General features: G+C 61.1%; 19 protein-coding genes. 15 read left to right on the top strand and 4 right to left on the bottom strand.

Going from position 1 to position 23,995, the window contains the following annotated elements; translation table 11 throughout:
• Positions 1-5 precede the first annotated feature (5 nt).
• From sbnB to BLR16_RS02195, 5 genes are read left to right on the top strand one after another with little or no spacing between them, the layout of a single operon-like run.
• Positions 6-2,189, top strand: a complete 2,184-nt coding sequence (gene sbnB, locus BLR16_RS02215; protein ID WP_074806408.1) for a 2,3-diaminopropionate biosynthesis protein SbnB — start codon at positions 6-8, stop codon at positions 2,187-2,189.
• Positions 2,189-3,937, top strand: a complete 1,749-nt coding sequence (locus tag BLR16_RS02210) for an FAD/NAD(P)-binding protein (RefSeq protein ID WP_161437851.1) — start codon at positions 2,189-2,191, stop codon at positions 3,935-3,937. Before sbnB ends, BLR16_RS02210 begins: the two co-directional genes overlap by 1 nt.
• Before the next feature lie 15 nt (positions 3,938-3,952).
• Complete coding sequence (locus BLR16_RS02205; RefSeq protein WP_003370769.1) at positions 3,953-4,597, top strand: LysE family transporter; 645 nt, start codon at positions 3,953-3,955, stop codon at positions 4,595-4,597.
• Positions 4,598-4,621: 24 nt separating this feature from the next.
• Complete coding sequence (locus BLR16_RS02200) at positions 4,622-5,776, top strand: iron-containing alcohol dehydrogenase (protein WP_074806411.1); 1,155 nt, start codon at positions 4,622-4,624, stop codon at positions 5,774-5,776.
• Positions 5,773-6,969: a serine hydrolase domain-containing protein gene (locus BLR16_RS02195; RefSeq protein WP_080484290.1), complete on the top strand. Its 1,197-nt coding sequence runs from the start codon at positions 5,773-5,775 to the stop codon at positions 6,967-6,969. Before BLR16_RS02200 ends, BLR16_RS02195 begins: the two co-directional genes overlap by 4 nt.
• On the opposite strand, the gene ftrA is transcribed toward BLR16_RS02195, so the two are convergent.
• Positions 6,929-7,882, bottom strand: a complete 954-nt coding sequence (ftrA, locus tag BLR16_RS02190; RefSeq protein WP_003370777.1) for a transcriptional regulator FtrA — start codon at positions 7,880-7,882, stop codon at positions 6,929-6,931. The genes BLR16_RS02195 and ftrA overlap by 41 nt on opposite strands.
• A 142-nt stretch (positions 7,883-8,024) precedes the next feature.
• Here ftrA and BLR16_RS02185 point away from each other — a divergent pair, with 142 nt between their 5' ends.
• The 4 genes from BLR16_RS02185 to treS all read left to right on the top strand — a co-directional run bounded on the left by BLR16_RS02185 (position 8,025) and on the right by treS (position 11,953).
• Complete coding sequence (locus BLR16_RS02185) at positions 8,025-8,630, top strand: DJ-1/PfpI family protein (RefSeq protein ID WP_003435425.1); 606 nt, start codon at positions 8,025-8,027, stop codon at positions 8,628-8,630.
• A gap of 229 nt (positions 8,631-8,859) precedes the next feature.
• Entirely contained in the window at positions 8,860-9,159 is a 300-nt protein-coding gene (locus tag BLR16_RS02180; RefSeq protein WP_003370783.1) for a helix-turn-helix domain-containing protein, read from the top strand.
• Positions 9,156-9,725: a substrate-binding domain-containing protein gene (locus BLR16_RS02175; RefSeq protein WP_231989862.1), complete on the top strand. Its 570-nt coding sequence runs from the start codon at positions 9,156-9,158 to the stop codon at positions 9,723-9,725. The genes BLR16_RS02180 and BLR16_RS02175 overlap by 4 nt, the downstream gene beginning before the upstream one ends.
• A 164-nt stretch (positions 9,726-9,889) precedes the next feature.
• Positions 9,890-11,953, top strand: a complete 2,064-nt coding sequence (treS, locus tag BLR16_RS02170) for a maltose alpha-D-glucosyltransferase (protein WP_058396881.1) — start codon at positions 9,890-9,892, stop codon at positions 11,951-11,953.
• A gap of 50 nt (positions 11,954-12,003) precedes the next feature.
• Here treS and BLR16_RS02165 read toward each other — a convergent pair whose 3' ends face one another.
• On the bottom strand, positions 12,004-13,767 hold the full coding sequence (locus BLR16_RS02165; RefSeq protein WP_074806414.1) for a sigma-54-dependent Fis family transcriptional regulator: 1,764 nt from the start codon (positions 13,765-13,767) through the stop codon (positions 12,004-12,006).
• Positions 13,768-14,047: 280 nt separating this feature from the next.
• On the opposite strand from BLR16_RS02165, the gene BLR16_RS02160 reads away from it, so the two are divergent.
• The 3 genes from BLR16_RS02160 to BLR16_RS02150 all read left to right on the top strand — a co-directional run bounded on the left by BLR16_RS02160 (position 14,048) and on the right by BLR16_RS02150 (position 17,416).
• Positions 14,048-15,529 (top strand): benzaldehyde dehydrogenase, encoded by a 1,482-nt coding sequence (locus BLR16_RS02160; RefSeq protein WP_003435421.1) that lies wholly within the window; start codon positions 14,048-14,050, stop codon positions 15,527-15,529.
• Between the two features lie 86 nt (positions 15,530-15,615).
• The gene (locus BLR16_RS02155) at positions 15,616-16,383 is read left to right on the top strand and encodes a coniferyl-alcohol dehydrogenase (RefSeq protein ID WP_074806417.1); all 768 of its coding nucleotides are present in this window, start codon (positions 15,616-15,618) and stop codon (positions 16,381-16,383) included.
• An 85-nt stretch (positions 16,384-16,468) separates the two neighbouring features.
• On the top strand, positions 16,469-17,416 hold the full coding sequence (locus BLR16_RS02150) for a SphA family protein (RefSeq protein ID WP_024661376.1): 948 nt from the start codon (positions 16,469-16,471) through the stop codon (positions 17,414-17,416).
• 511 nt (positions 17,417-17,927) lie between these two features.
• Here BLR16_RS02150 and mhpT read toward each other — a convergent pair.
• Positions 17,928-19,148 carry a 3-(3-hydroxy-phenyl)propionate transporter MhpT gene (gene mhpT, locus BLR16_RS02140; protein ID WP_058416486.1) on the bottom strand — a complete coding sequence of 407 codons (1,221 nt, stop codon included), beginning with the start codon at positions 19,146-19,148 and terminating at the stop codon, positions 17,928-17,930.
• A 327-nt stretch (positions 19,149-19,475) separates the two neighbouring features.
• On the opposite strand from mhpT, the gene BLR16_RS02135 reads away from it, so the two are divergent.
• Entirely contained in the window at positions 19,476-20,798 is a 1,323-nt protein-coding gene (locus BLR16_RS02135) for an OprD family porin (RefSeq protein ID WP_058396886.1), read from the top strand.
• A 41-nt stretch (positions 20,799-20,839) separates the two neighbouring features.
• On the opposite strand, the gene BLR16_RS02130 is transcribed toward BLR16_RS02135, so the two are convergent.
• A complete protein-coding gene (locus tag BLR16_RS02130; protein ID WP_003370802.1) occupies positions 20,840-21,328 on the bottom strand; it encodes a MarR family winged helix-turn-helix transcriptional regulator in 489 nt (162 codons plus the stop codon).
• 211 nt (positions 21,329-21,539) lie between these two features.
• Between BLR16_RS02130 and BLR16_RS02125 the strand changes: the two genes are divergently transcribed.
• Together BLR16_RS02125 and BLR16_RS02120 are read left to right on the top strand one after the other, a co-directional pair.
• Complete coding sequence (locus BLR16_RS02125; protein WP_003401024.1) at positions 21,540-22,370, top strand: p-hydroxycinnamoyl CoA hydratase/lyase; 831 nt, start codon at positions 21,540-21,542, stop codon at positions 22,368-22,370.
• Between the two features lie 65 nt (positions 22,371-22,435).
• Positions 22,436-23,884, top strand: a complete 1,449-nt coding sequence (locus tag BLR16_RS02120) for an aldehyde dehydrogenase (RefSeq protein ID WP_044308021.1) — start codon at positions 22,436-22,438, stop codon at positions 23,882-23,884.
• Positions 23,885-23,995: the final 111 nt, after the last annotated feature.

Genomic DNA, 23,995 nt, shown 5'->3' with positions numbered 1-23,995 from the left:
AGCCCATGTACAACTCTCTTTGCGAAATCGTTCACGATCAGACCTTCCTCAAGGTGACTGGCCTGGGGGCCGATTTTTTCCTGAAAATGGAATCACTCAACCCGGCAGGCTCGATCAAGCTCAAGACTGCCGTGGGGTTGATCAATGACCTTCAGGCGCGAGGGCTGCTGGGCCCGGACACGATTCTGATCGAGTCCTCGTCGGGCAATCTCGGGGTGGCGCTGGCGATGATCTGTGCTGAACGGGGCATCCCGTTTACCTGCGTGGTCGACCCCAACAGCTCCAGCCACAACATCCGCATGATGCGCAGCTATGGCGCCGAGGTCATCCAGGTCGAAATCCCGGACGCCAACGGCGGCTTCCTCGGGACGCGTATCGAGCTGATTCGTGAAAAAGTGGCCAGCGACCCGCGCTATGTCTGGCTCAATCAATACGAGAATGCGGCCAACCCGCGTGCCCATGCGCTAACCACAGCGCGTTCGATCAGCCAGCATTTCGGCCATGTGGATTATGTGTTCGTCGGTGCCGGGACCACTGGCACGCTGATGGGCTGTGTCCAGCATTTTCAGCGGTATCACCCGACCACCAGAATCATTGCCGTCGACAGCGTCGGTTCGGTGACCTTTGGCACTCCGGCCAGCCGTCGCTTCATACCGGGACTGGGCACCAGCCAGCATCCGCCAATCTTCAAGGCTGATGGTATTTACGCGCTGGAAATGGTCCCGGAATCCCGTACCGTCGCCATGTGCAGAATCCTGGCGCGCAGCAAGGGCCTGCTGGTCGGCGGGTCCACCGCAACGGTGATCGCTGCGGTGCATGCCTGGCGCGAGCGCATCGAGCCCGGTTCAGTGGTCGTGGCGTTGTCGCCGGACTGGGGCGAGCGCTACCTGGACACTCTTTACGATGATCAGTGGGTCGAACAGCGGTTTGGCCGCGAAGTGCTGAGCATGACCTTGGCGGATCTTTCCTCATCAGAGACTGCAACATCTCCGGGAAGCGTGAAAACGCCTTCGCGAGCAAGCTCGCTCCCACAGAATGGGTGTGTAAAGGTCGTGCGCGCGCACGCAACGCCTTGTGGGAGCGAGTTTGCTCGCGAAGACGGCGGTTCAGACGCAGCGCCTTCGGGTGCAAGCGCGCTTGCGCGGGAGCAGAGTTCAACCTTCTGGCTGGCCGCCGAGCGGCTGAAGCGGTCGGCTTTCCATGTGGTCGACGGTGAGGTGGTTGCACGCCTGCTGGCGGCAGACCCGTTGGCCTGTATCGATGACGTTCAGACGGCGTATCTGGCCCATGAGGCTGGCCAGACCATCAATCCCGACAGTTACTTTCTGCGCTTTGCGCAGGCACCGGCCAATCGCATCATTGCCTTGCCCGCCAGCCTGTCGGGCGAGCAGCCGGTCAGTGGCATCAAATGGATTTCCAGCTTTCCGGGCAATATCGACACGGGCCTGCAGCGCGCCTCGGCAGTGCTGATCCTCAACGATCCACTGACCGGCTATGCCTTTGCCTGTCTGGAAGCCTCGCGCATCAGCGCCATGCGCACGGCAGCCTCGGCGGTGCTTGGGGCGCGCTGGATGAACCGCCAGCAGCGTCATGTCGGACGAATGTCGTTCATCGGTGCCGGTTTCATTGCCCGCACCATCCTCGACATGTTCGTCAGCGATGGCTGGACGATGGAGGCCGTCAGCGTCTTCGATCAGCACCATGACTCGGCGCTGGCGCTGGTCGGGCATGCTGCCAGTCGCCATGGACTGCACAGCGAGCCGAGCGACCTGGTGACGTGCCTGCAAGCCGATGTGGTGGTGTTCGCCACTACCGCGCCAAGCCCTTATGTACTGGAGCGGGTGTTTCAGGCGGGGCAACTGGTGCTGAACATCTCGTTGCGCGATCTGGGGCCGGAGGTCATTGCCCAGGCCAACAACATCCTCGATGACGTCGAACACTGCCTCAAGGCTCAGACCTCGCCTGACCTTGCCGTGCAGCAGTATCAGCATCGCTCGTTCATTACCGGCACGCTGGCACAGCTGATGACCGGGCAAGTGGAGCTGAGTCCGGACAAGGCTTCGATCTTTTCGCCGTTCGGGCTCGGCGTGCTGGACCTCGCCGTGGGGCAGCGGGTGTATCGCCAGGCGGTGGCCGAGTGCAGTGCTTTGCCGGTGCCGCAGTTCTTCTTTGAATCGGCGCGCTGGTGATGGCCATGCACACGCATACCGTCGCCATTATCGGCATGGGCTCACGCGGGTTGAGCATTCTGGAGCAGTTGATCGGCATGAGTCGCCAAGACGTGCAGCAACCGCTGCGTATCGAGGTGTTCGATCCGCAGCCGCCGGGCAGCGGGCTGCACCTTGCGCAGCAGCCGGATTACCTGATGCTCAACACCATGGCTGGTCAATTGTCAGCGTTTTCTTCGGCATTCCCGGCGTGCGAACCGCCAGGCCCGACCTTTTTGCAATGGTGCAGCCGTGAGGATGTACGCCTGGACGCGCGCGGTCATGTCAGCCTGGACGGGCAGGGCAGAGCGGTGGCATTTGGCGACTTCGTGCCGCGTGCATTGCTCGGGCGCTATTTGCAGGACAGTTACCGTTTCCTGCTGCAACGCTGCCCGGCGCATGTGCAGGTGCGTCACCACGCCGAGCAGGTGCTGAGCGGCCAGCCAAGGTCACAAACGCCGGGTTTCCGGCTGCGCACCGGCAGCCTGGTAATGGACGTCGACGGCGTATTCCTCACCAGCGGACACGCACCTGAAAACCCCGCGCAGCAGGACGTCGGCGATTGCGTGGTCATCGAAGGCCTGGGACTCACGGCCATGGACACGCTGGCCCATCTGACTGAGGGGCGCGGCGGGCGCTACGTGCGCGATGGTGGCTTTGCCGGCTGGCGCTACCTGCCGTCCGGACGCGAGCCCAGGGTGCTGATGCATTCGCGTAGCGGATTGCCGTTTCATGCCAGGCCGCAATGGCATGCCTGCCGTCACGCCCCGTTGCCAAGGCTGTTTTTTACGGCCGATGCCATAGCCCGTTTGCGCGAGCAGAGGGAAGGCGGGCGGCTCGACTTTCGCGCCGATGTGCTGCCCCTGATCAAGGATGAGATGTGTGCCGTGTTTTATCAGGCCAGGGTCCGGATGGAGGCGCCTGGGCGATTGGACTCTGTTCAGCGCCTGCTGCGCGAGTCCATCACCAGATCGGCAGTGTTTGCCCGTCTGGCAGAGCAATGGGGTGCATTCGATCCTGAGCACTGGCTGAGCACTCAGACCTGGTCTGGCGCCGAAGACTCGTATGGACCGTGGTTTGTCGACTGGATCAAACGTGACCTGGCCCTGAGTCGGCTGGGCACCGCGCACAGCCCGATCTGTCAGGCGCTGGAGGTCTGGCGCGATTATCGCGACCTGTTGCGTCTGGTCGCTGATCGCAACGGCCTGACTGAATCCTCGACGCGGGAGTTCTATGGCGTATGGGCGGGGCTGAGCAATCGTCTGGTCGGTGGGCCGCAGAAGGAACGCCATGAGGACCTGCTGGCGCTGATCGAAGCCGGGGGCGTGACGCTCTTGCCGCCGATGAGTGACGTGCAGGAGCCGCATAACTGCCTGTCTGCCCGCGTTGCCCACAGCGGCGTGTCGGGCAGTCGTCAGGGGTTGATCAACGATCTGCGCGAGCGCGGGCTGATTCGCGCCGCCCATGCCTGGCCTGCCGATGGCATCGACACCGACGCAGCGGGCCGCGCAATCGGTCGCGACGGTGAGGTGCAGCAGCGGCTATGGGTTCTCGGGCCCGCCGTGGAAGGCTGCACGTTCTACAACCACTACATACCGACACCTGACCCGTGCTGTCGCGCGCTGATCGAGGCGCGCCGGGCGGTCGAGTCCTGCCTGGATACGCTGACAAAGACAACTTCAATTGGCATCACATTTCAGTTGAACAAAGCCATTCAAGCTATTAATTAAAATGGAATTATTGCCATGTACGAAATCACGTTGCTGACCGCTCTCGCTGGCGCGTTCATCGTGCTGATCATCAGCCCCGGTCCGAATTTTCTGGTGATCACCCAACTCTCGTTCAGCCAGTCGCGGCAGCAGGGTATCTGTGCCGGGCTGGGCGTGGCCTCGGGCAGCATTCTCTGGGCCTTGCTGGCCGCCACCGGGTTGGGGCTGGTATTTCAACAGTTGCCATGGCTGCAACCGACCCTGCAATTGCTCGGCGGTGCCTACCTCACCTGGCTCGGCAGCAAAAGCCTGCGCAGTGCCGGCAGCCAGCCCAAACCCAGGGACATCGCTGCGCTGGGCATTGGCAGTCTGAGCCGTGCCTATCGGTTCGGTCTGCTGACCAACCTGACCAATCCCAAGGCACTGGCGTTCTACACCAGCGTGTTCACCACCGTGACCACGCCAGGCATGCCGATGTGGGTGCGCACTGCGGGTGTGTCGATCATCGCGGTACTGGCGATTTCCTGGTTCGTGCTGCTCGCCACGCTGTTTTCGATACCTGCGGTACAGGCGCGCTATCAGCGCATGAAGAAGGCCATCGACATCGTCACCGGCCTGTTCATGATCGCTTTCGGCCTGCGCCTGCTGATCGGTTTGCTGCCTGTTGGCTTCATCCACTGAAGTCATCTGTAAAGGAATACCTGAATGCATCGCAACGACTGGCACTACCCGACTTCCATCCGCGCAGGCGCAGGACGCGTCAACGAACTGGCCGACGCCTGCAGGGTGACCGGCATACAACGTCCGCTGCTGATCACCGACAGCTTTCTGGGCAGCACCGACATGATCGCCAGCGCCGTAGAGGACTGCCGCAGTCAGTTGGGCCACTGCGGCCTGTTTGACCGGGTCAAGGGCAACCCGACCGGCACCAACGTCGCCGAGGGGCTGCACGCTTACAGAACCGGTGGCTACGACGGTGTGATTGCGTTTGGCGGCGGCTCGGCGCTGGACGCTGCCAAGGCAGTCGCGCTGATGTCGGGCCAGACCCGCCCGTTATGGGATTTCGAAGACATCAACGACAACCACCTGCGCGCCGATCCGGCTGGCATTGCGCCGGTGATTGCGCTGCCGACGACGGCCGGGACCGGCTCTGAAGTCGGGCGTGCGTCAGTGATTACCGATGAACAGGCGCAGGTCAAACGCACCATCCTGCACATTCGCATGATGCCGCGCATCGCGATTCTGGATGCCACGCTGACACTCGACCTGCCCAGGCACCTGACCGCCGCCACCGGCGCCGATGCCTTGACCCACTGCATGGAGTCCTGGTGTTCGCCGGCCTGGCACCCGATGGCCGAAGCGGTTTCGGTCAAGGGCATGCAGATGATCAAGGCGTTTCTACCGCGTGTCGTCGCCGACGGGCAGGACCTTGAGGCGCGGCAGCAGATGCTGGTGGCCTCCAGCCTTGGCGCCGCTGCATTTCAGCGCGGTCTGGGCGGCGTACACGCGATCGCCCAGAGCCTTGGGGCGCTCTACGATCAGCATCACGGCTTGCTCAACGCAATCCTGCTGCCCTATGTGCTGGAGGCCAATCGTTCGGTGCTGCAGACGCAAATGGACGATCTGGCGGTTTACCTGCGGTTGCCGTCGCCCGGCTTCTCCGGGGTGATGGACTGGCTGCTGACGCTGCGCGAGCAGATTGGCATTCCACATACGCTGAGCGAGATCGGCATCGATGATCGCGAAGCCGAGCGCGTCGGGCGGATGGCTTTCGTCGATGGCTGCTCGCACACCAACCCGATTCGCCATTCGGCGCAGGTCTACGCGCAGATTTTCAGCCGCGCTGTGAGGGGCGAGTGAACCATGGCCGCCCTGACGAGGCGGGCATACAGCGTCTTGACCAGGTCTGGCGGGGATTCGTCGAGCCGGGCCGGATCGTCGGCGGGGTGCTGTTGCTGGCTCGCCAGGGCCGTCTGGAATACGCCAGTGCACGCGGTTGGGCGGATCGCGAGCAGCAGATTCCGGTCACCCGCCACACGCGTTTTCGCCTGGCCTCACTGACCAAGCTGTTGACCTCGGTTGCGGTGTTGCGGCTCTGCGAACGGGGTGTGTTGGATCTGCAGGCTTCGGTGACTCATTGGCTGCCAGCCTTTCGACCGCATCTGGCCAATGGCCGCGAACCGTCCATCACGCTGCAGCACCTGCTGTCGCACACATCGGGTTTGAGCTACGGCTTTGAGCAGGCGCCCGAGAATGCCTATCAGCGGGCCGGGGTGTCGGACGGGCTGGACCGGGTCCCGTTCGACCTGCAGGAAAACCTGACACGTTTGGCGCGTGTGCCCTTGCTGTTCGAGCCCGGCAGCGCCTGGGGATATTCGCTGGCCACTGATGTGCTGGGTGCAGTGGTCGAACAGGCCACTGGCCTGAAGTTGTCAGAAGCCATCGATAAATGGGTCACCGTACCGTTGCGCATGCACGCGACCTCATTCAGGCACCTGCCGGAACATCCGCTGGCCAGCGCGTACAAGGACGGTCTCAGCGGCCCGCAGCGTATCGCCGACGAGGATGAGGTGCTGCTCGCCAGCGGCAAGGCGCGGCTGTCCGCAGCTCGCGTCTTTGACACCGGTGCGTATGAGTCGGGCGGTGCGGGAATGCTGGGCACGGCTGATGACTATCTTCGGCTGCTCGAATGCCTGCGTCTCGGCGGCGCGCCGCTATTGAGTGAAGCCAGTACCGCACGCTTGCTGGGCAATGCGATTGGCCAGACGAGCATCGCCAGCCGCGGACCCGGCTGGAGGTTCGGGTTGGGGCCGATGATTCTCACCGACCCAGTGCTCGCCGGGCAGCGGCAGGGTGCAGGGACCTGGTCATGGTGCGGCCTGTATGGCAGCCATTACTGGGTCGATCCGCATGCTGCGCTGAGCATGGTGGTCCTGACCAATACAGCGGTTGCTGGCGCGTGGGGCGAATTTGCCGACGCGATCGTCGATGCGCTTTACCCCGAGCCTGCGGTCAGGCCCGGGCGAATTGCTTGCGGTAGCTGCTCGGGCTGATGCCCACCAGATTGCGGAAGTGCCGGCGAAACGACTCTTCGGAGCCGAAGCCGGCGCGGTCCACCACTTCGTTCAGGCGTAATTTCGACGATTCCAGCAGTTCCTTGGCGTAGGCAATGCGCTCACCGAGCAACCAGTCGTAAGGCGTCAGCCCGGTGCTTTCCATGAAGCTGCGGTGCAGGGTACGGGTACTGAGCGCCGCCCTGGAGGCCATCTCCTTGATGGTATGCGGGCGCTGCAAGTCGCTGCGAATCCAGTCCATCAGGTTGGAAATCGGCCCGTCGCTGGCTGATACCAGTTGCCGGGATGCGTATTGCGATTGTCCGCCTTCGCGATGAGGCGGGATGACCATGCGCTGCGCGACCATGTTGGCGACGCGCGAGCCGTGATCGTTGCGCACCAGGTGCAACATCATGTCCAGCCCGGCGGCCGAGCCTGCTGCGGTGACGATGCTGCCCTGATCCACATAGAGTTCGTTGGGCTGAATGGTCAGGCCAGGGTACATGGTGGCCAGCAGGTCGGTGTAGCGCCAGTGGGTAGTGACCTTGTGCCCGTCGAGCAGACCCGCCGCCGCCAGGACGAAGGCCCCGGTACAGATCGAGCAGATTCGCGCGCCGCGTGCATGAGCCGCCTGGAGCTGTTCGATTAGCCGTTGCGGAACTGCGGATTCCACCCCGCGCCAGCCCGGCACGATGATGGTGTCGGCGTTTTCCAGCAGCACCTCGCCGGGTGTCGGCACGATAGTGATGCCCCCGGCAGCGGTGATCGGTCCGTCGTCGACCGGGAACGTCGCGAACTCGTACCAACTGACGCCCAGCTCGGGTCTTTTCAGCGCAAAGACTTCCACCGTGCAGCCAAATTCGAAGGTGCACAGCTGGTTATAGATGAGTGCGACAACGAGATGATTTTTCATGGCGCGATGTTACCGGATATTGGCATTTCAGCCAGTAGTTTGGCGTGATGCTACTGAGTAATCTGCTCTGTGTCACCGCTGAAACCCGCTTAACCCTCACTATGATGCAAGTGGTCTGCCATGCAGACCCTGGAGCCAACTCGTGCCACTCAATATCGGTATCTACGTTTATGACGACGTCGAGGTTCTCGACTTCGCTGGCCCCTATGAAGTGTTCACCACCGCAACCCGCATGCACGCTCGCAACAGCCGTGATGACCGGCAGTTGTTCAACGTATTCACCATCGGCCGCAGCACCGCGCCGGTGCGTGCCCGCGCCGGCCTCAAGGTCGATCCGGATTTCTCGATCAACGACCATCCGGCCGTCGACTGCCTGATCGTTCCGGGTGGCGTCGTGACCGCCGAACTGGAAAAACCCGACGTGATTCACTGGATCAGCGATCAGTCGGAGCCTGGCCGCGTGGTCGCTGCCGTGTGCACCGGCGCCTTCCTGCTGGCCAGGACCGGCAAGCTGGCCGGCAAGCAAGTGACCACGCATTGGGAAGACATCGACGACCTCAAGGAAATGTTCCCGTCGGTGGACGTGCTCAGCACGCTGCGCTGGGTCGATGAGGGCTCGTTCGTGACATCGGCAGGTATTTCTGCCGGTATCGACATGAGCCTGCACTTGGTCGAGCGCCTGCACAGCCGTGAACTGGCCGAACGCACGGCGCTGCAAATGGATTTCGACTGGACCGAGAACGACTGAGTCATCCAGTCGCGCTGCGGATACCCCTGAAGAGGCTATGTGCCCGAAATGTGCATAGCCAGCGCTTCAACGCGATAGCCAGCGTTCGCTTTACCCCCGCTTGAGACATTCATTCGAATGGCCGATAACCCGGCCAGATCGGTGTTTCGGCGGGGGTTTCCTGTATTCCCGAGCCTTTGGCTCAGCGGCAGGGCCGCACCCACCTTTGCAAAACCAGAGTGCAGGACACATGAAAACCCACTTCTTCAAAGTCGTTCAAACCGTTGCACAGCACGGTTCGTTCTCGGAGGCCGCCGCCATTCTGGGCTGCAGCCAGTCGAACATCAGCTATGCCATCAAGGAGGTCGAAGATTTTTTCGAAAAACGCCTGTTCATTCGCAGTCGCACAGGCTGCACGCTCACCCCTGAAGGCAAGGTCATCAGCCAGACCCTGGGAAATATCATGGCCACGCTCGAACAACTAAAAAAAATGGGGTCAGTGGTAGCGTCACCATTCATTATCACTCGCACATCCGCGAGACCGGCCTGAGTGCCTCGCTGGACTTTCTCGCCCATCATTACCCCGATATCCATCTGAACGTGCTGCACCGCAGCGAGCAGAATCCGTCGCTGGACGCATTGATAAAGGGCGTGGCCGATATCCTCATCCTGCCGGCTACTGTGCTGGACGAGCATTATCTCGAACACCATTGCTGGTCGGACCATTACGTACTGGTAGCGGCGCGAAGCAAGCAGGGCGCGGCGCAGTGTTTCGCCGAGCTTGCGCAGGTGTCGCGCTATGTGGCCTGGCGGCATCCTGGGGTGGAGCGCCTGCACCAGCAACTGGCATCGGCACAGCTACGGCTCAGCCAACGCGGCGAGCTCAGTTGCCTGGACACGCTGCTGGACCTGGTCGCCAAGCGCCATTGCATCTCGATTGTGCCCAGCGCGCTGTTGAGCGGGCGGCTTCGCGAGCTGGAATCTATCCCGCTGCCGCTGACCGTGAGGCGCCAGATCAGCGTCGTGGCGCGGCCTGCTTCATTGTTGTCCAACGCCGCCAATGCCGTGGTTCAGGCACTCAAGAAACCACCGGCCTCGAACACTCGGCCTGATTGACGGAGGTGTCGCAAAACGTTGTCACAGTGCCCTTAACGAGCGTTTGACCGCGACATGAATGCAACGAATCGGGCCGGCAAGGCTCATATCCGTAAGCAATACATTCAGGACGCTCCGCATGCGGGGCGTCTCAGGTCGCCGATTCGAGAGGAAGACTGAACGCTATGACGATACCGGACAAGCAATACGTGGACTGGCTGGTCGAGCAATCGATGCTTAACGCCGCAAGACAGCGCGCCAAGACCTATTCGGGGCAGGGCAGGCTCTGGCAGCGTCCTTTCGCCCTTGCGCGTCCCAGAGACGCCTCCGCTATCGCCTCGGTCTGGTTTACCGCCTACCCGGCCTCCATCGTCACCCGTGAAGGTGGCTCGGTGCTTGAAGCACTGGGTGATGAAACGCTGTGGCATGCACTGTCGGAAATCGGCATTCAGGGCATTCATAACGGCCCGCTCAAGCTCTCCGGCGGACTGAAGGGGCGTGAGCGCACGCCGAGCATCGATGGCAACTTCGACCGCATCAGTTTCGGCATCGACCCGGACCTGGGTACCGAAGCACAACTGTTGAGCCTGTCGCGCATTGCCGCAGCGCACAACGCGGTGATCATTGATGACATCATTCCGTCGCACACCGGCAAGGGCGCAGACTTCCGCCTGGCCGAGATGGCGTACGAGGATTATCCCGGTTTGTTCCACATGGTCGAGATCCGTGAGGAAGACTGGCAGCTGTTGCCTGAAGTGCCAGCCGGCCGCGATGCGGTCAACCTGATGCCCGATGTGGTGGATCAGCTGCGCGACAAGCACTACATCGTCGGCCAGCTGCAACGGGTGATCTTCTTCGAGCCTGGGGTCAAGGAAACCGACTGGAGCGCCACCGACGTGGTACACGGCGTCGACGGCAAGGCCCGCCGCTGGGTCTACCTGCATTACTTCAAGGACGGCCAGCCCTCCTTGAACTGGCTGGACCCCAGCTTTGCCGCGCAGCAGATGATCATCGGTGACGCGCTGCATGCCATCGATGTCATGGGCGCCCGGGTGTTACGTCTGGACGCCAACGGCTTCCTTGGCGTCGAACGTCGCGCCGAAGGCACCGCCTGGTCGGAAAGCCATCCGCTGTCGATCACCGGCAACCAGCTTCTGGCTGGTGCTATCCGCAAGGCGGGCGGCTTTAGCTTCCAGGAGCTGAACCTCACGATCGATGACATTGCCTCCATGGGGCAGGGTGGCGCGGATCTGTCCTACGACTTCATTACCCGGCCGGCCTATCAGCACGCGCTGCTGACCGGCACCACCGAATTCCTGCGCCTGATGCTGCGTCAGGTGCATGCCTATGGCATCGATCCGGCATCGTTGATCCATGCCCTGCAGAACCACGACGAGCTGACCCTGGAACTGGTGCACTTCTGGACGCTGCACGCTCACGACACCTTCCATTACCAGGGCCAGACGTTCCCGGGCAACATCCTGCGCGAGCACATCCGTGAGGAAATGTACGAGAAACTGTCCGGCGAACACGCGCCATACAACCTCAAGTTCGTCACCAACGGCGTCTCTTGCACCACAGCGAGCATCATCACTGCTGCGCTGGGCATTCGTGACCTGAGCACCATTACCGATGCCGACATTCAGCAGATCCAGCACATTCACCTGCTGCTGGTGATGTACAACGCCATGCAGCCGGGCGTATTTGCCCTGTCGGGCTGGGACCTCGTCGGTGCGTTGACGCTGCCGGCCGAGCAGGTCGACCACCTGATGCAGGATGGCGACACGCGCTGGGTTCATCGCGGCGCCTACGATCTGGTCGATCTGGACCCCGAAGCCGAGTTTTCTGCGGGTGACATGCCGCGTCCCAAGACGCTTTACGGCAGCCTGGTCAGTCAGCTTCAGCGACCTGATTCGTTTGCCTCGCAGCTCAAGAAAATTCTTGCTGTGCGCCGTGCCTATGACATCGCCGCAAGCCGTCAGATTCTGATTCCGGATGTCGAGCATCCAGGGCTGCTGGTCATGGTCCATGAACTGCCGGCTGGCAAGGGCACGCAGATCACTGCGCTCAATTTCAGCGCCGAGACGATCGTCGAAACGCTGCAACTGCCCGGTATTGCGCCAGGTCCGGTGGTCGACATCATCAACGAGCGTGTCGAAGGCGATTTGACCGAGCAGGGCGAGTTCACTATCACCCTGGACGCCTACGAAGGGCTGGCCCTGCGTGTGGTCAGCGCCTTGCCACTGTAAGGTGTAACGCGCAGCCGGATCGGCTGCGCGTTACCGCTGAGTCAGGCTGTTCAGGGCTGACGCTTTTTCAGGCGGTAGGCAAACTGGGCGCGACTCAGGCCCAGCAAGCGCGAGGCGGCCGCCAGGTTGCCTTCGCTCTTGTCCAGCGCCTCCTGGATCAGGCGCTGTTCAAGGTCGTCGATGGAGAACGCCTGATCCGACTGATGAAGGGAGTCCAGCAGGGAGGTAGCAGGTGCCTGCTGTGCGCTCGCAGCCGATGCCTGACGCAGCGCGCCATGGTGATTCAGCGAATAGGCGTCCCGTGGTAACGATTCGTTGCGGAAAATATGCACCAGATCGATGGCCTGGCCTTCATCGCTGGCGATCAGGCCGCGCTCGATCAGATTCTGCAATTCGCGCACGTTCCCGGCAAAGTCATAGCCCAGCAGGGTTTTCAATGCGCGCATGGTCAATCCGGCCGGCGTCCTGCCGTACTCCTGACAGAAGCGCTTGAGAAAGAAGTTGATCAGCAGCGGGATGTCATCGCGGCGCTCGCGCAATGGCGGCAGGGCGATCGGGTAAACGTTGAGGCGATAGAACAGGTCTTCGCGGAAATCGCCATCGGCCACCGCCTTACGCAGGTCGACGTTGGTCGCCGCCACCACTCGCACGTTGACCTTGATACCGTGCCCACCCCCGACGCGCTCGATCTCCCGCTCCTGCAAGGCGCGCAGCAGCTTGCTTTGCCCGGCAAGGCTCAGGGAGGTGATCTCATCCAGGAACAGCGTGCCACCGTTGGCGCGTTCGAAACGCCCGGCTCTGGAGTGCGTGGCCCCGGTATAAGCCCCTCGCTCCACGCCGAACAGCTCGGCCTCGATGAGGTTGTCGGGGATGGCTGCGCAATTGAGTGCCACAAACGGGCCTTCGCGGTTGCGGCTGAGCTGGTGCAACTGGCGGGCGAACATCTCCTTGCCGACCCCGGACTCGCCGCTGATCAAGACGGTTGCCGGGGTCATCGCCACCCGTTGCAGCGCCTGCGTGGCCGCATTGAAGGCAGCGCTTGCGCCGACCAGCGGCTGGTTGCTGCCGGTCGGCGGGCTTGCTTCATAGCTCGCCGCAGGCACCGGTGCGCTGTGCACGGGTGCAGGGGGTTTGACTGCTCTCAGGTAGCTCAGGTCGCGTTCGACATCGCCCCATTGTTCCGAGGTCTTGCCGACCACGCGGCAGCTCGCATGCCCCATGCCACGGCATTCCACTTCGCGGAAAACCACCATCTGTCCGAACAGGCCGCTGACAAAACCGATGGCGTAGCCGATTTCGGTCCAGCACACCGGATCCTGGCCGATGCCGTACGCCGCGACATGCTCATCGGCTTCGCAGGAGTGATGCCAGAGAAACTCGCCCTCGTAAAACCCCGACTCGGCGTCGAATTTGAAGTGCACCGGCTCGACCTTGGTCATGCCTTCCAGGGTATGCAAGTGCGTACCGGCACGAAACGCCGACGAAGCGTCAGCCATTGGCCAGCGTTCGCGAATCAATCGGGCGTCCCGTGCGCCAGACAGATACCCGGCTCGGGTGAACATCCCGCGCGCCTGCTCCTGGCCCAGACGTTCGATGATTTCGCGGCGCAGGGTGCCGAACGATGAGGTGTGCAGCAGCAACATCCGCTGGTCGTTGAGCCAGATGCGCCCATCGTCAGGCGAGAAGAACAGGCAACTGGTCAACTCCTCGGGGGTTGGCGAATCACCTGAATGCATCTGACTGCTGTCGCCGCGAGGCGCGAAATGTTCGGTGGGAACGCTGTGATCGGGCAACTCACAGTGGGGATTATCCATCGTTGTACCTCGGCCGGGTGATGGTCGAAATGATCAAATCATGGCTTGATTAATAAACATAACTTCATCAAATGAACAAGCGGGTCCGCGTAGAGTTTCCGCCTGAGGGGGCTCGACGCTTCAGCGTGGTCGTCGAAAACCCTTGTTCTAAAGCGGTTGAGTGATGACATGATGGTCGGATGACAATCCCGGCACAGGCTTTGCTCTGACGTACGTACGGCGCATGCTTCCCGTGGCAAATGGGGCAGGCGATTACAACCATAAAAGCCGGAGTCTTAATATGTCAGCGTCTGATGGCACCCCTCTGTTGCAACGCGCGATTGAAGCCGAATGTGTTTTCAATGGCGACTGGATTCCTTCCTCGTCTCCCTCATTGCCCGTCATCGAGCCTGCGACCGGCGAGCTGTTGATGAACACAGCCATGGCCGATGCTGCGGACATCGCGGTTGCCTGCCGTGAGGCCGCGCTGGCTCAACCTGCCTGGGCGGCGCTGGGGCCGCGTGAAAAGGCTGACATATTTCTCCTCGCCGCCGATCACGCGGTTTGTGCGTTCGATGAACTGGCGCTGTATGTCGCCCGCGAGACCGGCGGCAGCCTGCAAAAGGGCCAGCACGAAGTGAACGAGACCATCGTGTTGTTGCGTCAGGCGGCGGGCATGCTGTCGCAGGCTCATGGTCATGGCCTGATACTGCCCAGTCAGGCCGGTCGTCTGTCCTACGCGCGGCGTGTCGCGCACGGTGTGGTGGGAGTGATTTCGCCATTCAATTTTCCCCTGGTGCTTTCCCTGCGCTCGGTCGCTCCGGCACTTGCTGCCGGCAATGCCGTGGTGCTCAAGCCCGATCCGCAGACACCCATCAGCGGCGGTTTCCTGATCGCCCGGCTGTTCGAGGAAGCCGGTCTGCCCAAAGGGCTGCTGCACGTGCTGCCGGGTTCTGCCGATGCTGGCGAAGCGCTGTGCCGCGACACCAATGTGCAGATGATCACCTTCACCGGCTCGACCGGGGCCGGACGCAAGGTTGCCGAAGCGGCGGGCCGCAACCTGAAGAAAGTGTCGCTGGAGCTGGGCGGCAAGAATCCGCTGGTGATTCTGGAAGACGCCGACCTTGATCTGGCCGCCAGCAATGCGGCGTTCGGTGCCTGGCTGCACCAGGGGCAGATCTGCATGGCCACCGGGTTGATCCTGGTGCACGAATCCATCGCTGCCGAGCTGACCCGCAAGCTGGCGGACAAGGCGCGGGCGCTGACGGTGGGTAATGCGGCACGCGGTGAGGCTGCTCTGGGGCCGCTGATCAACAAACGGCAGTTGCAGCACGTGCATCAGGTGGTCAGTGACAGCCTGCAGGCCGGTGCGCGACTGGAAACCGGTGGCGAGTATGAAGGCCTGTTCTATCGCCCGACGGTGCTCAGCGGCGTGAAACCCGGTATGCGCGCATTCGAGGAAGAGATTTTTGGCCCGGTGGCGGTTGTGGTCAGCTTTTCCACGGACGAGGAAGCCATCGAACTGGCCAACCGTTCCGAGTATGGCCTGGCAGCTGCGGTGATCTCCCCGGACATCGGCCGCGCGACGGCGATTGGCGACCGGCTCAGGTGCGGCATGTTGCATATCAATGATCAGACGGTGGCCGATGAGTGCGTCAACTCGTTCGGCGGGCGCGGTGCTTCGGGCAACGGCAGCAGCGCTGGCAGCCCCTCGGACTGGGATGAATACAGCCAATGGCAGTGGGTCACGGTGAAGAACCAAGCGCCGGCCTATCCATTCTGAGTCTGACTGACATTCCATGCTTCATTGCAACAGGTGATGTGATTCAACGGCAAGACGTGATCCAACAACAATAAGAGCGCGTGACTATGAACCTGACTAACAAAACACTGATCGTGACTGGTGTGTCATCCGGCATCGGCGCTGAGCTGGCACGTGTGGCACGCTTCCAGGGTGCCCGAGTGATCGGCATCGATCGTCATGAACCGCAATTGACCGTAGACAGTTTTTTCCAGGCGGACCTGGCCGATCCAAAGAATATAGATGCGTTGATCGAGCGCTTGCCCAAGCAGATCGACGGCCTGTGCAACATCGCCGGTGTACCTGGCACAGCGCCCGTTCAGGCGGTCGCCCAGGTCAATTACCTCGGGCTGCGCCACCTGACCCAACGCGTTTTGCCGCGCATCGTGTCGGGCGGCAGTATCGTCAACGTGGCGTCGATACTCGGTTCGCAGTGGCCGGAGAGGCTGGAGCTGCACAAGGCGCTGGCTGCCACCGAAAGCTACAGCGAAGGGCAGGAGTGGCTGGCGGCCAATCCGGTCGCCCATGAAACCTGCTACCAGTATTTCAAGGAAGCGCTGATCGTCTGGAGCTTCAAGCAGTCGCAGGAATGGTTTCGCGATCATTCGGTGCGCGTCAACTGCGTGGCACCGGGGCCAGTGTTTACGCCGATTCTGGGAGATTTTGTCAGCATGGTTGGCCAGGAGCGGGTTACCCGTGATGGCCTGCACATGAAACGTCCTGCGCTGGCCGATGAGGTGGCCGAGGTGATTGCGTTTCTGTGCTCCGACGCCTCGCGCTGGATCAACGGCGTCAACTTGCCCATAGATGGAGGGTTGGCCGCTTCCTACGTGTAATGGCTGCACGTGTTGCAACCCCGGCGACGCGTTCGTGGCGTCGGGGGCACTTGAAAACAACAACAATAAGTACAGGAATCACAAGATGCCCAAGTCTGTCTTGCGTACCGTTGCGACCGTATCATTCATCGCCTTGTCCTCGACTGCATACGCCTATGACTTGCCCGGCCTCAATCTGGGCAACACCAGCTTCTACGACGGATCCCCGGCGCCTGCGGGTCCGGGCTGGTATCTGGAGGAGTATCTGAACTATGCCAAGGCCAATCGTTTCAATGACGTGAATGGCGACAAACTGCAACTTCCCAAACAGGATGTGGATGTATTGGCGGTGACCACGCAGATCATCTACGTCGGTCAGCCAATGGCCAATGGTGCCATGCCGGGTATTACCGCAATCAACACGTCGCTGGCACATGTCGACGTGGATGACGGCCTGGGCAACACCGCCCTGAGTTCGCGTGCCGGTTTCGGTGATTTGGTCATCGGTCCGTTTCTGCAACTGCCGACGATCACCCGTGCCGATGGCAGCCCGCTGCTGACCCAGCGTGTCGAGGCGGACATTGCGATTCCGGTCGGCGCTTATGATCGCAATCGCTCGATCAACCCGGGCAGTAATTTCTGGTCGTTCAACCCGTACTACGCCGCGACTTACTGGTTCTCGCCGAAATGGTCGGCCAGCGGGCGTTTCATGTATTTGTGGAACGGCAAGAATGATGACCCGCAAGCCGGATTCGGCAATGCTTCCGACACGCAGGCAGGGCAGGCTCTGCATGCCAACCTGACTCTGCAATACGCAGTCAACGAGCAACTTTCGCTGGGGCTCAACGGTTACTGGCTCAAGCAGTTCACCGACACTCAGGTGGACGGCCATGATGTCAGTGGTCGCAAGGAAAAGGTCTGGGCTATCGGCCCGGGCCTGCTGTATGCCTTCAACAAGGAGAACGTGCTGACGGTCAATAGCTACTTCGAACAGGGCGCGGAAAACCGCACCGAAGGCAACAAGCTGGTGCTGAATTTTCTGCACAAGCTTTAAGGCATTGGAATGTTTTGACTATCGTTCCTCACGCTCCGCGTGGGAATGCAGTTCGTGACGCTCTGCGTCACACAAGGGCTCTGCGATGTCAGGTGGATTGAGGTTCGGCTCAGGTCACCTTTTCGCCCCTCGGCGAGTTACTTTGATGGGGCCAAAGTAACCAAAGCCCCTCGCTCCTGTTTCCGGCCCGACTTCGTCGGTTCCTTCGCCCTGACACTGATCCGGGGGTCGCCGCAGCGGGCCATCCATGGCCCGGTGCGGCTAGCCTGGTGTCCTGCCAGGCTACCCCCGGATCAGCGCCAGGACTCAGCCGTCACTAACGTCGTACTCTGCGTCGACAGTGCCATCGCGATCAAAAAAGCAGCCTGAGATCTAAAACAAATCTCACTTAACCCCCAGAACTATGTGACACGGATTGCTCATTGTTATACATAAATCCGCTTTTGATTCTGGCCGGAGGCCGTGGGAGTGGACCGGGCGACGCTTCGCTTGTTCGCGAAGAGGGCCTTGATCAGCTCGACCCTGCAGCCTTGAGCTCACGCTGCTCGACGGCGGCAGACCTGGACAGCACTGTAATCGCCGCCAGTGCGGCAATCACCAGGCCTGGGGAGGTGGCCAGCAGTACGCCGGCGGTTCCAGCGCCAGCGCCCAGCAGTTGTCCGGCCGCCAGCGGGCCGGCAACCGAACCGAGACGGCCGATGGCTACTGCAGCACCTACACCGGTGGCGCGTACCGAGGTCGGGTAGGACGGCGGGGCCAGCGCATACAGCACCAACTGCGCGGCGATGACGAACACCCCGGCTGCAAACCCGGCAATGGCCATCGGTACGATACCGACCGACAGACCCACGCCTGCCAGCGCTGCTAGCAAGCCGGCATAGACGAACAGCACGACCTTGATGCCATTGCAGCGATCAAGCAACAACCCGCCCAACAGCGAGCCCAGTGCGCCGCCGATATTGAACAACATCTGCACCATGCCCGCCTGCGGTTTGCTGAAGCCCTGACCGATCAGCAGTGAAGGCAGCCAGTTGAGCAGCATGTACATCACGGTCAGGGTGAAGAAGTAGCCGAGCCACAACGCCAGCGTGGTGCGAGCCCGGCCTTCGCCGAACAACGCAGTGGCGCTTGAATGCCGAACGCTGTCAGCACTGGTCTGCTGTTTGAAAGCGCTGGACTCGGGCAGCAACAGGATCATCAGCGGAGCCACCAACAGCGGCACCAGACCACCGATGATGAACGTGGTTTGCCAGTGCTCGCTGGTGAACATGGCGACGACCGCCGCCAGGGCACCGCCCAGTGGAACACCTGCGTACATGACGCTGATGGCCAGGCCGCGGTGACGTTCGCTTGCAGCTTCTGCACACAGGGCAATCAGGTTGGGCAACGCCGCCCCCAGACCCAGGCCCGTCATGAAGCGCACCAGCAACAGGCCGGAAAAGCTTTCGACATACGCAGTGCTCAGCGAAAAGACCCCGAACAGCAGCACTGCGCTCACCAGAATCTTCTTGCGGCCGATGCGATCGGCAATCCATCCGCCAAAGAACGCCCCAGGCAGCAGCCCGATGATCCCGGCGCTGAACACCCAGCCCATCATTTTTGGATCAAGGGCGAAGGTCTGGCGCAACCCGGCGGCCGCCGTTCCGGCAGCCTGCAGGTCGAAACCCTCGATGAGCGCAACGATAAAACACAAGACAATGGTCAGCGTCGATCGACGTAATGGACTGTTCATGGCAAGCCTCATTGTTGTTTTTGTTGTGGAGAAAAGCCTGTTCCCGAGCGCCAATCGAGGCGTTGTGACAGGTCGTTATCAAGGTAACAAAAATAACTAAAAAGTGAATCTGACTGGGAGAGTGATAAAAAGAAGTGTTTAGTCTTTCAAAAACATTGAGTTAGCAGCGGAATATCAACAAGCTGATAAAGTAGTTAATAGTATTAATGTTCGATTATCGGTCATTTTGGATTGACGCGGCGGTGGAATCTTTCAATTCTCTACTCACGGGCCCGCAGTTAGCGCCGGACCGACTCCAAAAACAACAACAATAAGTGGACACCGAACATGTCAAAGCTCGCTCATGATGCAGCAAGCGCTGTGTCAGCTCCCTTTTTACGTGGAAAACGTTGTGGCCTTGCACTGGGCCTGCTGGGTATCAGTGCCATTCCCGACCCTGCACAGGCGCAGGGCTTTCTGGATGACAGCCATGGCACCCTGACGCTGCGCAACTATTATATGGACCGCGATTACAAGGATGATGGCGCCAAGACTGCGACTCGGGAGTGGGCGCAGGGCTTCATCATGAATGCGGAGTCCGGCTTTACCCAAGGGCCGGTGGGTTTCGGTCTCGATGCGCGAGCGCTGGTCGGGGTGAAACTGGATTCCTCGCCAGACCGCAGCGGCACCGAGCTGTTGCCAGTATCCGCCAGCGATGGCCGGGCGGCTGACGAGTATTCGCGGCTGGCCCTGACCGGCAAGCTGAAATTTCACGAAACCACGGTCAAGACCGGCGACGTGTCGATTTTCCTGCCGTTCGCTTTCGCCAGCCCCTCGCGACTGTTGCCGCAGACCTTTCGTGGCACCACGCTGACCTCCAAGGACATCGATGACCTGACCCTCAATGCGGGCTACATCGACCGGGTCAACAAACGTGACTCCACCAACTACCAGCCTATCAGCCTCGCTTCACCGAACCGCCGTTTCAATGGGGCGGCAACCTCGTCGCACATGGCTTACGCCGGAGGCGATTATCAGGTCAACAAGGACCTGAGCCTGCGGGCGTACCACGCCGAGGTAGACGATCTCTACACCCAGAACACCCTGGCCCTGTTGCACAAGCTGGCGATTGGCGACGGCGTGCTGACCACCGATCTGCGCAGCTTTTTCAGCCGCGATACCGGCAGTGCGAAGGCCGGCGAAGTAGACAACCAGAACCTTTCCGCGTTGCTTGGCTACAAGTGGGGAGGGCACAGCGTGAGCCTTGGCTACATGCATTCCAGTGGCGACACGGCAACGCCTTATGTCTCGGGCACCGAACTGATGGGGTTGAGCGAGATGACCATGAGCTCGGACTTCCTCAACGCCAAGGAGCGCACCTGGCAAGCCATCTACGACTATGACTTCACGGCCGTCGGGCTGGTCGGGCTGCGCAGTCGTCTGCGTTACGTGCGCGGCGACAACATCGAGCTGGCCGCTTTCAATGCCGATGATCGCAAGGAGCGTGAGTTTCAGATGGAACTGGGCTACGTCGTGCAAAGCGGTCCGCTGAAGAACGTCGGGCTGCTGGCGCGCAAGTCGATCTATCGCAACGACTTCCCGGCGGGTGCAGCCTTTCGTGACGAGAACCAGACACGCTTTATCGTGCAATACAGCTTGCCGCTCTGGTAATCATCGCGCATCGACGGCAGGGAAGCCGTCGATGAGCGCTTTTACGATTGATACACCTTTTTCAGCAACCTGAGCAGGTCCTGACGTTCCTTTTTATCCAGCGCGGCGGTGGATTCCAGGTCGCTGTCCACGGCGATCTGTTTCAATTCGCGCAGCAGTGTTTCGCCGCTTTTGCTGAGAAAAATGCCGTATGAGCGTTTGTCCGGCTTGCAACGCACCCGGACGGCCAGCGCACGCTCTTCGAGCTTGTTCAGTAATGGAACGACCTGCGGCGGTTCGATCGCCAGCGCCTTGGCCAGGTCTGCCTGCATGAGACCCGGGTTCTGCTCGATGATCGCCAGCGCCGAGAACTGCGCCGGGCGCAGGTCGTGTGCGGAAAGACGTCCGATCAGGTTCTGGAACAGCTTGAGTTGTGCGCGGCGCATGGCATAACCGATCAGATCATCCAGCGCAGAATCCGTTGGCAAACGTGCCTCGGCAGCCTGTACGGGAGCCTGGCAAACGTCGGCGATGTCAGATGGCTTGGCCATTGAAAATGCGGTCCTTATGGTTTGATGGGTCAATCAGCCGGTCAGTTTGCCGAGGTTGGCGAACGATAGCTATGGGGCATACGTGACTGTGACCAGCCTGTTCGGGCGGAGTGCCGAGATTTTGATTAATGTGAATAACAGTTAATTGACATAACTATATTTGCGGTTTAGCTTTGAGTCATCTTCAAGCCAAGAACAAGAGAGCATCGCCATGAGCAAATATGAAGGCCGCTGGTCAACCATCAAGGTCGAGATCGAGCAAGGTATCGCGTGGGTCATCCTCAATCGGCCGGAAAAACGCAACGCCATGAGCCCGACCCTGAACCGCGAAATGATCGATGTGCTGGAAACCCTGGAGCAGGATCCCGATGCGGGCGTTCTGGTGCTGACCGGTGCCGGCGAGGCGTGGACCGCTGGCATGGACCTCAAGGAGTATTTCCGCGAGGTGGACGCCGGACCGGAAATTCTGCAGGAAAAAATCCGTCGCGAAGCCTCCCAGTGGCAGTGGAAGATGTTGCGCATGTACGCCAAGCCAACCATCGCGATGGTCAACGGCTGGTGCTTCGGTGGAGGTTTCAGCCCGCTGGTGGCCTGTGATCTGGCGATCTGCGCCGATGAAGCGACCTTCGGCCTGTCGGAAATCAACTGGGGCATTCCGCCCGGCAACCTGGTGAGCAAGGCCATGGCCGACACTGTGGGCCACCGCCAGTCGCTGTACTACATTATGACCGGCAAAACCTTCAACGGTCAGAAAGCCGCTGAAATGGGCCTCGTCAATGAAAGCGTACCGCTGGCACAACTGCGTCAGGTGACCATCGATCTGGCCAATAATCTGCTGGAAAAGAATCCGGTGGTACTGCGCGCCGCCAAGCACGGCTTCAAACGCTGCCGCGAACTGACCTGGGAGCAGAACGAAGACTATCTGTACGCCAAGCTGGACCAGTCACGTCTGCTGGACAAGGAAGGCGGGCGCGAGCAGGGCATGAAGCAGTTCCTCGATGACAAGAGCATCAAGCCTGGTCTGGAAGCGTACAAACGCTAGTCTGATATCCAGACGTTTCGAGCCAAGTCTGTAGTTCCTGATAAAGACAATAAAGAGGAATCACCATGCTGGACGTGCCCCTGCTGATCGGCGGACAGTCGTGCCCCGCGCGTGACGGACGTACATTTGAACGCTGCAACCCGGTGACTGGCGAGGTGGTTTCGCGGGTAGCGGCGGCGACTCTGGAAGATGCCGATGCGGCAGTCGCAGCCGCTCAGGCTGCGTTCCCCTCATGGGCGGCGATGGTGCCCGGCGAGCGTCGGGCGCGTCTGCTCGAGGCTGCTACGCAGTTGCAGGCCCGCAGCGGCGAATTCATCGCTGCTGCCGGCGAAACCGGAGCAATGGCCAACTGGTACGGCTTCAACGTACAGCTGGCCGCCAACATGCTGCGCGAAGCGGCATCCATGACGACGCAGATCACCGGCGATGTCATTCCTTCCAATGTTCCCGGCAATTTTGCCATGGCGCTGCGCCAGCCCTGCGGTGTGGTCCTCGGTATCGCGCCGTGGAATGCGCCGGTGATTCTCGCCACACGGGCCATCGCCATGCCACTCGCCTGCGGCAACACCGTGGTGCTCAAGGCCTCGGAGCTCAGTCCCGCCGTGCATCGGCTGATCGGCCAGGTGCTGCAGGATGCCGGGTTGGGTGACGGCGTGGTGAACGTGATCAGTAACGCGCCGGCCGATGCGCCGGCGATTGTCGAGCGCCTGATTGCCAACCCGGCAGTGCGGCGGGTCAATTTCACCGGTTCCACTCATGTAGGCCGCATCGTCGGTGAGCTGTCGGCGCGGTATCTGAAACCGGCACTGCTGGAGTTGGGTGGCAAGGCACCGTTTCTGGTGCTTGACGACGCGGATCTAGACGCGGCAGTAGAGGCCGCCGCCTTTGGCGCCTACTTCAATCAGGGCCAGATCTGCATGTCCACCGAACGGCTGATCGTCGACCACAAGGTCGCCGATGCCTTCGTTGCCAAGCTGACGGCCAAGATCAAAACGTTGCGCGCCGGTAATCCGGATGACAGCGAATCAGTTCTCGGGTCGCTGGTCGACGTGGGTGCCGGGACGCGCATCAAGGGCCTGATTGACGACGCTGTGGCGCTTGGCGCAACGCTGGTGGCGGGCGGGCAACTGCAGGGCAGCATTCTGCAACCGACGCTGCTCGACGGCGTGACAGATGCCATGCGCCTGTACCGCGAAGAGTCCTTCGGCCCGGTGGCCGTGGTGCTGCGCGGCGACGGTGACGAGGCGCTGTTGCGGCTGGCCAACGATTCGGATTTCGGTCTCTCGGCGGCGATTTTCAGTCGTGACACCAGCCGCGCCCTGGCGCTTGCGCAACGGGTGGAGTCCGGGATCTGCCATATCAACGGACCCACCGTGCACGACGAGGCGCAAATGCCCTTCGGTGGGGTGAAGTCCAGCGGCTATGGCAGTTTCGGCGGCAAGGCTTCGATCGAGCACTTTACCCAGTTGCGCTGGGTGACGCTGCAAAACGGGCCCAGGCACTATCCGATCTGAGCCATCCGATTCGAACGCTTCCAGGCTGGCGGCAGCGGTCTTTTGTACAAGACTGTGTCGCCGGTAAGTCAGGCATAACAATAACAAGGCTGCAGCCTGGTGCTGCAACGC

This window comes from Pseudomonas sp. BS3767 (assembly GCF_900099665.1).
Lineage (GTDB): Bacteria > Pseudomonadota > Gammaproteobacteria > Pseudomonadales > Pseudomonadaceae > Aquipseudomonas > Aquipseudomonas cerasi.
Note: the sequence above shows the minus strand (reverse complement) of the source record. Positions and strands in the feature narration are given on the sequence as shown.

What these genes read in the sequence shown, in the direction of transcription:
- BLR16_RS02155 (WP_074806417.1), top strand. Translation starts at nt 15,616, where the DNA reads ATGAACCTGACTAACAAAACACTGATCGTGACTGGTGTGTCATCCGGC.
- treS (WP_058396881.1), top strand. Translation starts at nt 9,890, where the DNA reads ATGACGATACCGGACAAGCAATACGTGGACTGGCTGGTCGAGCAATCG.
- BLR16_RS02180 (WP_003370783.1), top strand. Translation starts at nt 8,860, where the DNA reads ATGAAAACCCACTTCTTCAAAGTCGTTCAAACCGTTGCACAGCACGGT.
- sbnB (WP_074806408.1), top strand. Translation starts at nt 6, where the DNA reads ATGTACAACTCTCTTTGCGAAATCGTTCACGATCAGACCTTCCTCAAG.
- BLR16_RS02120 (WP_044308021.1), top strand. Translation starts at nt 22,436, where the DNA reads ATGCTGGACGTGCCCCTGCTGATCGGCGGACAGTCGTGCCCCGCGCGT.
- BLR16_RS02200 (WP_074806411.1), top strand. Translation starts at nt 4,622, where the DNA reads ATGCATCGCAACGACTGGCACTACCCGACTTCCATCCGCGCAGGCGCA.
- BLR16_RS02135 (WP_058396886.1), top strand. Translation starts at nt 19,476, where the DNA reads ATGTCAAAGCTCGCTCATGATGCAGCAAGCGCTGTGTCAGCTCCCTTT.
- BLR16_RS02165 (WP_074806414.1), bottom strand. Translation starts at nt 13,767, where the DNA reads ATGGATAATCCCCACTGTGAGTTGCCCGATCACAGCGTTCCCACCGAA.
- BLR16_RS02160 (WP_003435421.1), top strand. Translation starts at nt 14,048, where the DNA reads ATGTCAGCGTCTGATGGCACCCCTCTGTTGCAACGCGCGATTGAAGCC.
- ftrA (WP_003370777.1), bottom strand. Translation starts at nt 7,882, where the DNA reads ATGAAAAATCATCTCGTTGTCGCACTCATCTATAACCAGCTGTGCACC.
- BLR16_RS02150 (WP_024661376.1), top strand. Translation starts at nt 16,469, where the DNA reads ATGCCCAAGTCTGTCTTGCGTACCGTTGCGACCGTATCATTCATCGCC.
- BLR16_RS02210 (WP_161437851.1), top strand. Translation starts at nt 2,189, where the DNA reads ATGGCCATGCACACGCATACCGTCGCCATTATCGGCATGGGCTCACGC.
- BLR16_RS02125 (WP_003401024.1), top strand. Translation starts at nt 21,540, where the DNA reads ATGAGCAAATATGAAGGCCGCTGGTCAACCATCAAGGTCGAGATCGAG.
- BLR16_RS02205 (WP_003370769.1), top strand. Translation starts at nt 3,953, where the DNA reads ATGTACGAAATCACGTTGCTGACCGCTCTCGCTGGCGCGTTCATCGTG.
- mhpT (WP_058416486.1), bottom strand. Translation starts at nt 19,148, where the DNA reads ATGAACAGTCCATTACGTCGATCGACGCTGACCATTGTCTTGTGTTTT.
- BLR16_RS02130 (WP_003370802.1), bottom strand. Translation starts at nt 21,328, where the DNA reads ATGGCCAAGCCATCTGACATCGCCGACGTTTGCCAGGCTCCCGTACAG.